12 protein-coding genes are annotated in these 13302 nt (G+C 72.6%); 4 read left to right on the forward strand and 8 right to left on the reverse strand.

Translation table 11 applies throughout. The features are described from left to right. Positions 1-40 precede the first annotated feature (40 nt). Positions 41-1420, reverse strand: a complete 1380-nt coding sequence (locus IF43_RS0106560; RefSeq protein ID WP_030195235.1) for an aspartate aminotransferase family protein — start codon at positions 1418-1420, stop codon at positions 41-43. Further along, positions 1405-1908 carry an Lrp/AsnC family transcriptional regulator gene (locus tag IF43_RS0106565; protein ID WP_030195238.1) on the reverse strand — a complete coding sequence of 168 codons (504 nt, stop codon included), beginning with the start codon at positions 1906-1908 and terminating at the stop codon, positions 1405-1407. Before IF43_RS0106565 ends, IF43_RS0106560 begins: the two co-directional genes overlap by 16 nt. 169 nt (positions 1909-2077) lie before the next feature. On the opposite strand from IF43_RS0106565, the gene IF43_RS0106570 reads away from it, so the two are divergent. The 3 genes from IF43_RS0106570 (at position 2078) to IF43_RS0106580 (ending at position 5453) form a co-directional block, all read left to right on the forward strand. Further along, positions 2078-3517 carry a gamma-aminobutyraldehyde dehydrogenase gene (locus tag IF43_RS0106570; protein WP_030195239.1) on the forward strand — a complete coding sequence of 480 codons (1440 nt, stop codon included), beginning with the start codon at positions 2078-2080 and terminating at the stop codon, positions 3515-3517. A gap of 152 nt (positions 3518-3669) precedes the next feature. Continuing rightward, positions 3670-4833, forward strand: coding sequence for a spermidine/putrescine ABC transporter substrate-binding protein (locus IF43_RS0106575; protein ID WP_030195241.1), 1164 nt, complete (start codon positions 3670-3672; stop codon positions 4831-4833). A gap of 98 nt (positions 4834-4931) precedes the next feature. Then, positions 4932-5453 carry a hypothetical protein gene (locus IF43_RS0106580; RefSeq protein ID WP_078909957.1) on the forward strand — a complete coding sequence of 174 codons (522 nt, stop codon included), beginning with the start codon at positions 4932-4934 and terminating at the stop codon, positions 5451-5453. Here IF43_RS0106580 and IF43_RS0106585 read toward each other — a convergent pair. The 5 genes from IF43_RS0106585 to IF43_RS0106605 all read right to left on the reverse strand — a co-directional run bounded on the left by IF43_RS0106585 (position 5443) and on the right by IF43_RS0106605 (position 10589). Then, a complete protein-coding gene (locus IF43_RS0106585; protein WP_030195245.1) occupies positions 5443-6693 on the reverse strand; it encodes a serine hydrolase in 1251 nt (416 codons plus the stop codon). The two genes, IF43_RS0106580 and IF43_RS0106585, sit on opposite strands and share 11 nt — an antisense overlap. A 170-nt stretch (positions 6694-6863) precedes the next feature. Then, positions 6864-7550, reverse strand: coding sequence for a response regulator transcription factor (locus IF43_RS0106590; RefSeq protein ID WP_030195248.1), 687 nt, complete (start codon positions 7548-7550; stop codon positions 6864-6866). Then, positions 7547-8626 carry a sensor histidine kinase gene (locus tag IF43_RS0106595; protein WP_199922686.1) on the reverse strand — a complete coding sequence of 360 codons (1080 nt, stop codon included), beginning with the start codon at positions 8624-8626 and terminating at the stop codon, positions 7547-7549. Before IF43_RS0106595 ends, IF43_RS0106590 begins: the two co-directional genes overlap by 4 nt. Before the next feature lie 182 nt (positions 8627-8808). Continuing rightward, on the reverse strand, positions 8809-9534 hold the full coding sequence (locus IF43_RS0106600) for a glycerophosphodiester phosphodiesterase (RefSeq protein WP_030195267.1): 726 nt from the start codon (positions 9532-9534) through the stop codon (positions 8809-8811). Between the two features lie 29 nt (positions 9535-9563). Then, positions 9564-10589, reverse strand: coding sequence for an adenosine deaminase (locus IF43_RS0106605; protein ID WP_030195269.1), 1026 nt, complete (start codon positions 10587-10589; stop codon positions 9564-9566). Positions 10590-10699: 110 nt separating this feature from the next. On the opposite strand from IF43_RS0106605, the gene IF43_RS36125 reads away from it, so the two are divergent. Continuing rightward, entirely contained in the window at positions 10700-11593 is an 894-nt protein-coding gene (locus IF43_RS36125) for a DUF4190 domain-containing protein (protein ID WP_199922682.1), read from the forward strand. Positions 11594-11678: 85 nt separating this feature from the next. On the opposite strand, the gene IF43_RS0106615 is transcribed toward IF43_RS36125, so the two are convergent. Beyond that, a complete protein-coding gene (locus tag IF43_RS0106615; RefSeq protein ID WP_030195275.1) occupies positions 11679-13268 on the reverse strand; it encodes a TROVE domain-containing protein in 1590 nt (529 codons plus the stop codon). Positions 13269-13302 lie beyond the last annotated feature (34 nt).

The raw sequence follows: 13302 nt of genomic DNA on the forward strand, positions 1-13302 counted from the left end.
CAGGCGGGACGGGTGCCTGGGGCGAGCCGCTGCGGGCTTGTTACAGCTTGGTCCACGCCTCGGTGAACACCGACCGCAGTATCTGCTCGATCTCGTCGAACTGCTCCTGGGTCGAGATCAGCGGCGGGGCCAGCTGGACGACCGGGTCACCGCGGTCGTCGGCGCGGCAGTAGAGGCCGGCGTCGTACAGCGCCTTCGAGAGGAAGCCGTAGAGCACGCGCTCGATCTCGTCGTCGTTGAAGGACTCCTTGGTGTTCTTGTCCTTGACGAGCTCGATGCCGTAGAAGAAGCCGTTGCCGCGGACGTCGCCGACGATCGGCAGGTCGTGCAGCTTCTGCAGCGTCTTGAGGAAGGCGGACTCGTTGTCCAGCACGTGCTGGTTGAGGCCTTCCTTGTCGAAGATGTCGAGGTTGGCCAGGGCCACCGCCGACGACACCGGGTGGCCGCCGAAGGTGTAGCCGTGCAGGAAGGTGTTGTCACCCTTGTAGAAGGGCTCCGCGATGCGGTCCGAGACGATGCAGGCACCGATCGGGGAGTAGCCCGAGGTCATGCCCTTCGCACAGGTGATCATGTCCGGCACGTAGCCGAACTTGTCGCAGGCGAACATCGTGCCCAGGCGCCCGAAGGCGCAGATGACCTCGTCCGAGACGAGCAGGACGTCGTACTGGTCACAGATCTCGCGCACGCGCTGGAAGTAGCCGGGCGGCGGCGGGAAGCAGCCGCCGGCGTTCTGCACCGGCTCCAGGAAGACGGCCGCGACGGTGTCCGGGCCCTCGAAGAGGATCTGCTGCTCGATCTGGTCGGCGGCCCAGCGGCCGAAGGCCTCGGGGTCGTCGCCGTGGATCGGGGCGCGGTAGATGTTGGTGTTCGGGACCTTGTGGGCGCCCGGGACCAGCGGCTCGAAGGGGGCCTTCAGGGCCGGCAGGCCGGTGATGGACAGGGCGCCCTGCGGGGTGCCGTGGTAGGCGACCGCGCGGGAGATGACCTTGTACTTGGTCGGCTTGCCCTTGAGCTTGAAGTACTGCTTGGCGAGCTTCCAGGCGGTCTCGACCGCCTCGCCGCCACCGGTGGTGAAGAAGACCTTGTTCAGGTCGCCCGGCGCGTAGCCGGCCAGCCGCTCCGCGAGCTCGACGGCCTTGGGGTGCGCGTACGACCACACGGGGAAGAACGCGAGCTCCTGCGCCTGCTTGTAGGCGACCTCGGCCAGCTCCTTGCGGCCGTGACCGGCGTTGACCACGAACAGTCCGGCGAGACCGTCCAGGTAGCGCTTGCCCTTGTCGTCGTAGATGTAGGCGCCCTCACCGCGAACGATGGTGGGGACGGGGTTCTTCTCGTACGAGGACATGCGGGTGAAGTGCATCCACAGGTGGTCGTACGCGGTCTTGGACAGGTCCTGGGTCACGGTTATCTGGTTCCCCACATGTAGGTCTGCTTCTTCAGCTTCAGGTATACGAAGCTTTCGGTGGACCGCACCCCGGGGAGCGTGCGGATCCGCTTGTTGATCGTTTCCAGCAGGTGGTCGTCGTCCTCGCAGACGATCTCCACCATCAGGTCGAACGAGCCCGCGGTCATCACCACGTACTCGCACTCGGCCATTGCGGTCAGTGCGTCGGCCACGGGGTCGAGGTCGCCCTCGACGTTGATGCCGACCATGGCCTGGCGCCGCAGGCCCACGGTGAGCGGGTCCGTGACGGCGACGATCTGCATCACGCCCTGGTCCAGCAGCTTCTGGACGCGTTGGCGGACGGCCGCCTCGGAAAGGCCCACGGCCTTGCCGATCGCCGCGTAGGGGCGGCGTCCGTCTTCCTGCAGTTGCTCGATGATCGCCAGGGAGACAGCATCGATCGACGGCGACGGGTGCCGGTTCCTGGAATCTGGGTTTCGACTGACCACGACTTCACTGTGCACGAGGAGTCGACAGTTCCGCAACCCGGAATCAATGAAATCCGTTGTCTTCGTCTCTGGATCTCACTGATTTCGTAGCTTGTGGCGCGTGGCCCTGTCGAAAGCGTCGCCCGAGAGGCTAGGCTTGGGGCTTGTCTCAACCATTGGACATGTGATCAGGAGAGTGGCTGTAGTGACCACCGAACTGCGTCGTCTGCGCAACTACATCGGCGGGGAGTTCAGGGATGCCGCCGACGGGCGGACCACCGAGGTGGTCAACCCCGCCACCGGCGAGGTCTACGCGACCGCCCCGCTGTCCGGCCAGGCCGACGTCGACGCCGCCATGGCCGCCGCCGAGGCCGCCTTCCCGGGCTGGCGCGACACCACCCCCTCCGAGCGCCAGAAGGCCCTGCTGAAGATCGCGGACGCGATCGAGGCCCGCGCCGACGAGCTGGTCGCCGCCGAGTCGGAGAACACCGGCAAGCCGCTGGGCCTGACGGCCAGCGAGGAGCTGCCTCCGATGGTCGACCAGATCCGCTTCTTCGCGGGTGCCGCCCGGCTGCTCGAGGGCCGCTCGGCCGGCGAGTACATGGACGGCATGACCTCGATCATCCGCCGCGAGCCGGTCGGCGTCTGCGCCCAGGTCGCGCCGTGGAACTACCCGATGATGATGGCCGTGTGGAAGTTCGCCCCGGCCATCGCCGCGGGCAACACCGTGGTGCTCAAGCCCTCGGACACCACTCCGGCCTCGACGGTCCTGCTCGCCGAGATCATCGACTCGGTCCTGCCCAAGGGCGTCTTCAACGTCATCTGCGGTGACCGCGAGACCGGCCGCGCCATGGTCGAGCACCCCACCCCGGCGATGGCCTCCATCACCGGCTCCGTGCGCGCCGGCATGTCGGTCGCCGAGAGCGCCTCGAAGGACCTCAAGCGCGTCCACCTGGAGCTGGGCGGCAAGGCCCCGGTCGTCGTCTTCGACGACGCCGACATCGCCAAGGCCGTCGAGGACATCGCGGTGGCCGGCTTCTTCAACGCCGGCCAGGACTGCACCGCCGCCACCCGCGTGCTCGTCCAGTCCTCCGTGCACGACGAGTTCGTCGCCGCGCTGGCCAAGGCCGCCCAGGACACCAAGACGGGGCAGCCGGACGACGAGGACGTGCTGTACGGCCCGCTGAACAACCCGAACCAGCTCAAGCAGGTCTCGGGCTTCATCGAGCGCCTGCCCGCCCACGCTAAGGTCGAGGCCGGCGGCCACCAGGTCGGCGACAAGGGCTACTTCTACGCCCCCACCGTCGTCTCGGGCCTGAAGCAGGACGACGAGATCGTCCAGAACGAGGTCTTCGGCCCCGTCATCACCGTCCAGTCCTTCTCGGACGAGTCCCAGGCCCTGGAGTACGCGAACGGCGTCGAGTACGCCCTCGCCTCCTCCGTGTGGACCAAGGACCACGCCCGCGCGATGCGCATGTCCAAGAAGCTCGACTTCGGCTGCGTGTGGATCAACACCCACATCCCGCTGGTCGCCGAGATGCCGCACGGCGGCTACAAGAAGTCCGGCTACGGCAAGGACCTCTCCGCCTACGGCTTCGAGGACTACACGCGCATCAAGCACGTGATGACCTCGATCGAGGGCTGATCCCCGGCGCCGCACGCGGCGCCGGGAACCCCGGCGGCGGCCGGCCGCCGGGAGTGATCAACCGTGGGTCCTGAAGGGGCGGGCGTTAGACACACTGTCTATTGCCCGCCCCTTTCGGCTTCCCCGAGGCTTGGCCCATGCCTGAACTCGGTATCTCCCGCCGCGCGGCGCTGCGCGGACTCGGAGCGGCGGGCCTGCTGGCCGCCCTCACCGGCTGCGGTGTCCCGGCCGCGTACGTGGCGGAGGGCAAGCGCTCGGCGCCCGACCGCTCCGCCCGCGAGAAGTCCGTCAGCTTCTCCAACTGGCCGATGTACATCGACACGGACGAGGCGGACGCGACCCGGCGGCCCACGCTGGAGTCCTTCTCGAAGCGCACCGGCATCTCGGTCCGGTACACCGAGGAGATCAACGACAACGACGAGTTCTTCGGCAAGGTCAGCCCGGCCCTGATGAACCGCCAGGAGACCGGCCACGACGTGGTCGTCGTCAGCGACTGGATGGCCGCCCGGTTCGTCGGCCTCGGCTGGGCCCAGAGGATGGACCGGGCCGCCCAGCCGAACGTGGCCAGGTACCTCGACCCGCTGCTGCGCAGTCCCTCCTTCGACGAGGGCAGGATGCACACCGTGCCCTGGCAGAGCGGCATCACCGGTATCGCGTACAACCGCCGCAGGCTCGGCCGGGAGATCAGGTCCGTGGCCGACCTGTGGCGCCCCGACCTGGCGGGCAAGGTCACGCTCTTCTCCGGGCTCGACGAGTCCTTCGCCCTCCTCATGCAGGGCGACGGCGTCGACACCACCCGCTGGACCGAGGCCGACTTCGACCGGGTGTGCGACCGGATCGAGGAGATGGTGCGGAACAGGCACATCCGCCGGTTCACGGGCAACGACTACACCTCCGATCTGAGCAAGGGTGACGTCCTGGCCTGCCAGGCGTACTCGGGTGACGCCATCCAACTGAAGGCCGACAACCCCGACATCGAGTTCGTCGTGCCCGAGGAGGGGGCCGAGCTGTGGGCGGAGAGCCTGCTGGTGCCCAACCTGGCCCGCCACAAGGCCAACGCCGAGGCGCTCATCGACCACTACTACGACCCCGAGGTCGCGGCCGAGCTCGCCGCCTACGTCAACTACGTCTGCCCCGTCCCGGCCGCCCAGGCCGTCCTGGCCGACTCCGACGACAGGGAGACCGCCGAACTGGCCGAGGACCCGCTGATCTTCCCCGACGCCGCCATGCGCAAGCGCCTCGTGGTCGCCCGCGACATCAGCGCGGAGGAGCGCCCCCGCCTCGCCCGCCGCTGGAACTCCATCGTCGGCCTCTGAGGGGCTCCGAGGACTTCCTGAGAGGTCCTCACGCTCGTCCGCCGACCTCACCGCACCCGGTTGAACGCGTTCAGAAACGTGGGCGTATGCTCCCCGTCATGAGCGAGCGGAGCGCCCTCGTGCGCCGGATACGCATATGGCTTGTCGTGTTCATCGTGTGCCTCGTGCTCAGCGGAGCCACCGCGTTCCCGCTGGTGAGCGAGGTGCGGCTGCTGGACGGTCTGGTGGACTCGGAGTGGATCCACCGGGTCCGCGCGGGGCTGGAGGAGGCCGACTCCTCCTACCCGTTCCTGCTCTACGGCACCGACTGGCTCGCCTTCGCGCACCTCGTCATCGCCGTCGCCTTCTACGGCCCCTACCGGGACCCGGTGCGCAACATCTGGGTGATTCGGTTCGGGATGATCTCCTGTGCCGGGATCATCCCGCTGGCCCTGATCTGCGGGCCCGTGCGGGGGATCCCCTTCGGCTGGTCCCTGATCGACATGTCGTTCGGGGTGATCGGGGTGGTCCCGCTGCTGGTCGTGCACCGCATGATCAAGCGGCTCGGCAGCCTCGACGCCCCGCTCGCCCCGCCCGCCCTCGCGGGCGGGCAGGCGGGCGGCAGCGGTGTCACTTCGTGAAGGCCGCCATCAGGATGCGCAGGGCCACCGGGTTCATGGACTCGCCCTTGGCGTCGGTGGAGTTGACGGAGTAGACGAGGGTGCGGGACAGGTCGCGGGTGCCGCCCATGGCCGTGTTGTAGCCGTAGCGGCCGCCGGTCTTGCCCCAGGCCACCGTGCCGTCCGGCAGGACGATGCGGGACATGCCGGCGGTCAGCCGGGCGGGCCCGCCCGTGGCGAAGTCCTTCACCTCGGGGACCGTGAACATCTCCTCCAGCTGCGGCTCGGGCACCACCCGGCCGCGGAAGAGGGCGAACGTGAAGCGCTCCAGGTCGGCCGTGGTCGAGATGATGTCCCCCGCCGCCTTCTCGCCGGTCTGCCCCCACTCGGTCACGTCCCGCAGCTCCGTCGATCCGTCCGGACGCCCGACCGCCTGGTAGCCGTGGTTGTGCGGGCCGTGGATGCGCGGGTCGTCGCCCGGGAACGAGGTGTGGCGCAGGCCGAGCGGCTTGAGGATCCGCGTGCCCACCGCCTCCGCGTAGGACGTGCCCGTCAGCTTCTCTATGAGCACGCCGAGGATCGTGTAGTCGATGTTCAGGTAGTGCTGCGCCGTCCCGGGATCGAACTCGGGCCCCTTGGCGACGGCGTCGGCGATGAGCTCCCGCGGGTCCCGGTGGTCGAAGCGGGCCGCCCACTGGTCCTCGAAGGCGTCCCCGGGCCCGTCGGCCGGGCGGATCCCGCTGGTGTAGTTGAGCAGGTGGCGCACCGTCACCGGCTTGGTGAAGCTGTCCGGCAGCAGGCCCGGCAAGTAGTCCGTCACCGGCCGGTTCAGGTCGACCCTGCCCTCGGCCGCCAACTGCAGCACCACGGCCGAGGTGAACACCTTCGTCACCGACCCCGCCCGGAACCGGCCCTGGTCCAGGGCCTTGCGCCCGGTGCGCACGTCCACGACCCCGGCGCTGCCGCGCCAGCTGCCGCTCGTGCCCCCCACCCTGACCAGCACGGCCGTCGCGGCCGCGTCCGGCAGGCCCGAGAGGGCCTCGCGCAGGGCCCGGGCGTTCGGCGGCGAGGCCACGACGGGGCCCGCGGGCGCACCGTCCGCGGCCGCGGCGGTCATGGCCGTGGTGGCGGTGGACGCGGTGGTTGCGGTGGTCGCGGTGGTCGCCCGTCCCGGGCCGTCCGTCGCGGCGGCGGCCGGGCCGGCCGCGATCCCGAGGACCAGAGCGGTGGCGATCACCGTGCGGGCAGTGCGTGCGTTCATGGCGGGCTCCCCCGTGCGTCGTCAGCACCGGCCCGGTCGGCCGGCCGTCGCCGGCAGTCCCGGCGACACCCACAACACTGCAGGTCAGACCCCCTCTCGCGAATCCCGCCCGAGAGCCATCCTCACCGGTCCTACGAATCGCTCCCGCGAGGGATCCGCCCGGCCCCGCCTCACTCCGCCGGGGGACTACCCGCCGCGATCAACCCCGTCTCGTACGCGCAGATCACCGCCTGGATCCGGTCCCGCAGCCCCAGTTTCGCCAGCACCCGCCCCACATGGGTCTTCACGGTGTGCTCGCTGACCACCAGCGCCGCCGCTATCTCCGCGTTCGACAGCCCCCGCCCCAGGAGCAGCAGGGTCTCCCGCTCCCGGGCCGTCAGCGCCCCCAGCCGCTCGGCGGCCGCCAGCACCGCCGCCACCGGCACCTGACGGGCGGTCACCGTCGTGTACTCCTCGATCAGCCGCCGTGCCACCGACGGCGCCAGCAGCGACTCCCCGGCCGCGACCACCCGCACCGCGTGCACCAGGTCGTCCCGCCGCACGTCCTTCAGCAGGAACCCGCTCGCCCCCGCGTGCAGGGCCTCGTACACGTACTCGTCCGCGTCGAAGGTCGTCAGCATCACCGTCCGGCACGCCGTCTCCGCGCAGATCGCCCGGCACGCCTCGATCCCGTCGGTGCCCGGCATCCGGATGTCCAGCAGCGCCACGTCGGGGGAGTGCCGGCGCACCGCCGCCACCGCCGCGGCGCCGTCCCCCGCCTCGGCGACCACCTCGATGTCCTCCTGGACGTCCAGGATCATCGCGAAGCCGCTGCGCACCAGCTCCTGGTCGTCGGCCACCACCACACGGATCGTCAACTCCCCACCTCCAGCGGCGACAGTACAAGGCAGGCGCGCACCTCGTAGCCGCCGAGCGGTCCGCCCGGCCCCGTCACCGCCGTACCCCCGTGCGCGGCCGCCCGCTCCCGGATCCCGACCAGCCCGTGTCCCCCCGATCCCGCTCCGGAGGGACCCCGCCCGTCGTCCGCGACGGTGATCCGCAGCTCCCGCTCCCCGTACTCCAGAGCCACCTCCACCCGCGTCGCCCCGGCGTGCTTGACCACGTTCGTGAGCGCCTCCTGCACGATCCGGTACGCCGTCGTGTCGACCGAGGCCGGCAGGTCCCGCACCGCGCCGCGCCGCTCGTACCCGACCTCGGGCCCGCCGCCGCGCACCCGTTCGACCAGCGCCGGCAGCCCGGCCACCCCCGGCTGCGGCGCCCGCAGCGCCGGCCCCTCCTCCCGGAGCACCCCCAGCATCCGGCGCAGCTGCACCATCGCGTCCCGACCCGTCTCCGCTATCGCGTCGAACGCCGCCTCGGCCCGCTCCGGGGCCCGCCGCACCGCCACCGGGCCCGCCTCCGCCTGAACGATCATGATGCTGACCGCGTGCGACAGGATGTCGTGCATCTCCCGCGCGATCCGCGCCCGCTCCCGTGCCGCGGCCTGCTCCGCCTCGATCCGGTTGGCCCGCTCCAGCTGTGCCGCCCGGTCCTCCACCGCCGCCGTGTACGCGTGCCGGGTGAACTGCAGCCGGCCCAGGGCGTACGCGGCGCCCGCGCAGAAGACGGCGAAGAACAGCTCCCGGGCCGTCCCCGTGTTCCGGCCCACCGCGTACAGCAGCACCGCCAGCGCCACGACCGACACCGCCGCCCGCACCCGTGCCGAGCACTGCAGCGCCACCGTGTAGAACGCGATCAGCCCCGCGTACGGCAGCGGTTGCCCCGGACCGTCCAGCAGCTGCTGGTACAGCGTGCCGGTGACCAGGTGCGCCGTCAGCACGGCCACCGGCCACCGCCGCCGCCACACCAGCGGCACCACCCCGACCGTGGTCAGCGCGTACGCCGCCCAGGTCACCGGCGGCAGTCCCGGCTCGCGCGGCAGCACGAACGGCATCGTCACCGCCAGCTGCACCAGCAGCGTCAGCCCCAGGTCCAGCACCCACGGCCGCGCCCCGCGCACCCGCACGCCCAGCTCCGCCCCCGCGCGCAGCACCGCGCCCGCCGTCCCGTTCCCGCCCCGCAGCACGGCCGTCCCCCTCGATCGCCGGGGCCGGTCGGCCCCTCCCGTACGGCCCCTCAGTCTGCCGGGCCGCGCGCGCCGGCGGCGGCGCGGACCGCCACCAGGGCGTCCACACGGTTGGTGGTGACGGAGTCGACGCCCAGGTCGACGAGCCGGCGCATGGTGCGCTTGGTGTCCGCGGTCCACGCGGAGACGAGCAGGCCGTCGGCGTGCAGCGCGTCGACCAGTTCCCGGCTCAGGACCCCGAAGCGGTAGTTGAGCCAGCGCGGGGCCAGCGCCTCGACCAGTGAGCGGCGCGGCGGGCACAGGGACGTCCACGTCATGGCGATCTCCGCGCCCGGGTCCGCGGCCCGGACCTTCAGCATCGTGGCCGGTCCCGCGCAGTAGTACGTACGCTCCCGGGCCCCGCAGTCGCGCACCACCTGCACCACGGCCCGGACCGTGCCGGCGCTCGCGCCCGGCAGGTCGATCATGACGCGGCCCGCGCCCGCGGTGGCGTCCAGCGCCTCGCGCAGCGTGGGCACCCCGCCCGCCGAGAGGGCGTACACCTCGTCGGCGGTCAGGGCGACCAGCGGCCGGTCGTCCTTCCACAGGCGGCGGAAGGACTCGTCGTGGAGCAGCACCGGCACCCCGTCGGCGGTGAGCCGGACGTCGACCTCGACCGCGTCGGCACCCCGCGCGAAGGCGGAGCGCAGCGAGTCCAGCGTGTTCTCGCGGACGCGGTGGGGGTCGCCGCGGTGGCCGACGGCGTGCACGGTGCGGGGGGCGGCTGCGGTGGGCATGCCGCCCATTGTCCGTCCCTGAAAGCGGGTCAGCGGGCCAGCCACGCGTTGGTGTAGGCGTCGATCTCCTCGGCCAGCCGCGCCTTGCCCTCCGGGTCGAGGAACGAGGCCTCGACGGCGTTCTTGGCGAGGCCCGCCAGGCCCTTCTCGTCCAGCTCCAGCAGGCGCGCGGCGACCGCGTACTCGTTGTTCAGGTCGGTGCCGAACATCGGCGGGTCGTCGCTGTTGACGGTGACGAGCACGCCCGCCTGCACCATCTCCTTGACGGGGTGCCGGTCGAGGTCGGCCACCGCGCGCGTGGCGATGTTGGAGGTCGGGCAGACCTCCAGCGCGATCCGGTGCTCGGCCAGGTGGGCGAGCAGCGCCGGGTCCTGCGGGGCGCTGGTGCCGTGGCCGATGCGCTCGGCGCGCAGGTCGACCAGGGCGTCCCAGATCGTCTGCGGGCCGGTCGTCTCGCCGGCGTGCGGGACGCTGTGCAGGCCGGCGTCGATGGCGCGGTCGAAGTAGGGCTTGAACTGCGGGCGCGGTACGCCGATCTCGGGGCCGCCCAGGCCGAAGGAGACCAGGCCCTCGGGGCGCAGGTCGACGGCCAGCCGCGCGGTCTCGGCGGCGGCCTCCAGACCCGCCTCGCCCGGGATGTCGAAGCACCAGCGCAGCACGACGCCCAACTCGGCCTCGGCCGCCTTGCGGGCGTCCTCGATCGCGTCCATGAACGCGCGCTCGTCGATGCCCCGGCGCGTGGAGCTGTAGGGGGTGATGGTCAGCTCGGCGTAGCGGATGTTCTGGCGGGCCATGTCGCGGGCCACCTCGAAGGTGAGCAGCCGGACGTCCTCGGGCGTGCGGATGAGGTCGACGACCGAGAGGTAGACCTCGATGAAGTGGGCGAAGTCGGTGAACGTGAAGTAGTCGGCCAGCGCCTCGGGATCGGTGGGCACCTTGGAGTCGGGGTGGCGCGCGGCGAGCTCGGCGACGATCCGGGGCGAGGCGGAGCCGACGTGGTGCACGTGGAGTTCCGCCTTGGGCAGCCCTGCGATGAACGGGTGGAGATCGGGCACGGGGTCCTCCGGGGTGACGACTGGTGCGGGCGGGTCGGGTTCATCGTAGGCAGCTGCCGGGGTGTCGGCGGGGGCCCGTAGCATGGCGCGGAGAACGAGGGGGGATGGCCATGACCGAGCCGGAGCCGGACCAGGGGCAGGCGGGGCCCGCCCCGCGGGTCGCCCGGCGCGACCCGTGGGCGCCGCCGGAGGACGCAGCTGCGCGGGCCGTCGTGCCGCAGGACGCGCCCGCGGAGGCGGAGCGCCCGAGTCTGGAGAAGGCGGGCCGGGGGACGCCGGCCGGGCCCGTGCCCGCGGCGCCGGTGGCGGACGGGCGGGCGGGGTTCGCCGCGCCCGGTGCCGGTACGGCGTACGCGGCACCGCACCCGGCCGCCGTGCCCGGCGGTCCCGCGTACGGTGCGCCGGCCTACGGGGCACCGGGCCCGGGCGCCGACCCCGCCGGCGGCCCCGCGTACGGCTACCCGGGGCAGCCCGATCACCTGGGACGCCCCGCCTACCCCGAGCACCCGGGACGGTCCGGCTACCCGGGGCAGCCCGCGTACGCCGAGTACCCGGGGCAGCCCGGCTACGCCGCCTACCCCGGGTACCCCGGTTACGCCGGCCACCACGGCCACCACGGCTACCCGGGCGGCTGGGGCCGGCCGGAGCCGCGCAACGGGTTCGGGATAGCGGCGCTGGCGCTCGGCATCCTCTCCGTCGTTGCCTTCTGCTCCAGCATCTTCGCCGTCCTGATCGGCGTCGTCGCCGTCGTCTTCGGCGTCCTCGGCCGCGGCCGGGCCAAGCGCGGCGAGGCGGTCAACCCCGGCCAGGCGCTGGCCGGCATCATCCTGGGATCCGTCGGCATCGTCCTGGGCGCGGTCGTGTTCGTGGTGATCATCGCCGGGGCGGTGTTCGGGGGCAGCAGCCACGGCGACGACGGCTACTTCGAGCACGAGGAGGTCCCTCCGGCCTACGAGACCGGTCTGGTCGTCGAGGCGCCGCAGGACCTCCCCGCCCGGGTCTGACCCGGAGCAGGCCGGGCGGGTCGACCGGCCGCTCAGCAGGCCCGTCGGCCCGTCGGCCGCTCGGCCCGCTCGGCCCGTCGGCCGATCAGGCGGCAGCCCACGGCCAGTCGGCCGTCGCCGCGCCCTCCAGCAGCGGGACCATCCGGAAGGCCGCGTCCGTCAGCCCGCCGAACGTGTGCCGGCGCGGCCCGCCGGACGGGCCGTGCCCGGTCCGGTAGCCCGCCAGGTTCCAGGTGTAGACCGGCACGTCGGCCGGCACCTGCGCGGTCGGGTCCCCGTGGGAGTGGTACGAGGCCTGCTCGTCGGTGACGATCAGCACCCGGTCGTGCCCCCGGTAGTGCCGGCGCACGGCCTCCGTGGTGTCCGTGCCGCCGAGGTGGCGGAATCGGTCCAGCACCCGCAGCACCGACTCGCCCGGCCGGTACGGCACCGCCGCGCTCGTGGTGCCGAACTCCACGAGGTCCGCCGCCTCGGCCCGCACCGCCACCGCCGTGCCGAACACCGCGGCGGCGTCGGCCCGGTTCAGCTCCGACCGGTCCGACAGCGGCGCCCACATCGAGCCGGACCGGTCCACCAGGACCAGCGTCCGCCCCGTCAGCGCCGGTACGTTCGCCAGCGAGTGGCCGAGCGCGAGCTCCAGCGGGTACGCCCAGCGCAGCGAGGGCACGTGCCGGTGCGCGGCGAGGTACCGGAAGGGGAACTGCCGGGAGGCGGCCACCGCCGCCGGATCGGACAGCGTCGCGCCCACCCGGGCCGCGACCTCGTCCGAGACGCCCGCCCGGTCGAAGTTGCGCAGGTTGCGCACCAGGGCCATCGCCCCCATGGACGGGATCACCGCCTCCCAGACGGCGGCGTCGAGCGGCCCCTGGAGCCAGCCGGCCAGCGCTTCCCACGTCATGCCCGCGGCGGCCAGCCGCTCGGCACCACCGGGTCCGGTCACCGCCGCCCGCCGCTCGGCCACCGGGAGCGCCATCAGCGCCCGGTGCGCGACCAGCACGGGGGAGGAGGCGGGCGGCACGGCCGTCTCCGGGTGGTGCCGGCGGTCCAGCGCGTACCGGAACAGCCCGCCCTGCCACGGTGCGGCCGGATCCGGCGCGGCGTGCGTCAGGTTCAGGACGTCGCCGAAGCGGAAGCCCTTGCCGGCCGTGTCGTACTTGAGCAGGGCGCGCGGGTGGTAGAGGCGGCGCACCGCGTCGGCGACGCCCCGCTTGACGGGCTGCGGGAGCGCGCGGCCGTACCGCCCGGTCCAGTACGCGAGGAACTCGCCCGGCTCGTCCGGGCGCTGCAGGACGGAGTCGACCACCCGCCGGTTGGAGGGCCCCTCGGTGCTCCCGGCCGCCAGCCGGGCCCGTACGTACTCGGCGGCGCCGACGAGTGACGCGGTCCGCATCCCGGCGTCCGCGCGCAGCCAGCCGAGCAGGCCCGCGGTCCACTCCGGGTCCGAGACCGCGAGCTCGCGCACGAGCGCCGCGTACCGGTCGTCGCGGGCGTCGCCGGCCTCGTAGAAGGTCCGCTGGGTGACGAAGTTGGCCACGGCCAGCAGGAACAGCTCCGAGCGGGCGTCGCGGAGGTGGCCGGGGCCGCCTTGGTGGTTGTGGGTGACCGCGCCGGTGGTGCGGACCGGGCCGGAGTGCGCGGCGGCCGCCCTGTTCGGGCGCAGGTTGAAGCGCGACATGGTGAATCCCCCCGAATTCGGTGACGACGGCGGG

It is taken from the genome of Streptomyces sp. NRRL S-87 (assembly GCF_000719335.1).
Taxonomy (GTDB): domain Bacteria; phylum Actinomycetota; class Actinomycetes; order Streptomycetales; family Streptomycetaceae; genus Streptomyces.

Coding starts and splice junctions, on each gene's coding strand:
- IF43_RS0106580 (WP_078909957.1), top strand. CDS start 4,932: ATGAGCGAGCGGAGCGCCCTCGTGCGCCGGATACGCATATGGCTTGTC.
- IF43_RS0106585 (WP_030195245.1), bottom strand. CDS start 6,693: ATGAACGCACGCACTGCCCGCACGGTGATCGCCACCGCTCTGGTCCTC.
- IF43_RS0106595 (WP_199922686.1), bottom strand. CDS start 8,626: ATGCCGTTCGTGCTGCCGCGCGAGCCGGGACTGCCGCCGGTGACCTGG.
- IF43_RS0106600 (WP_030195267.1), bottom strand. CDS start 9,534: ATGCCCACCGCAGCCGCCCCCCGCACCGTGCACGCCGTCGGCCACCGC.
- IF43_RS36125 (WP_199922682.1), top strand. CDS start 10,700: ATGACCGAGCCGGAGCCGGACCAGGGGCAGGCGGGGCCCGCCCCGCGG.
- IF43_RS0106615 (WP_030195275.1), bottom strand. CDS start 13,268: ATGTCGCGCTTCAACCTGCGCCCGAACAGGGCGGCCGCCGCGCACTCC.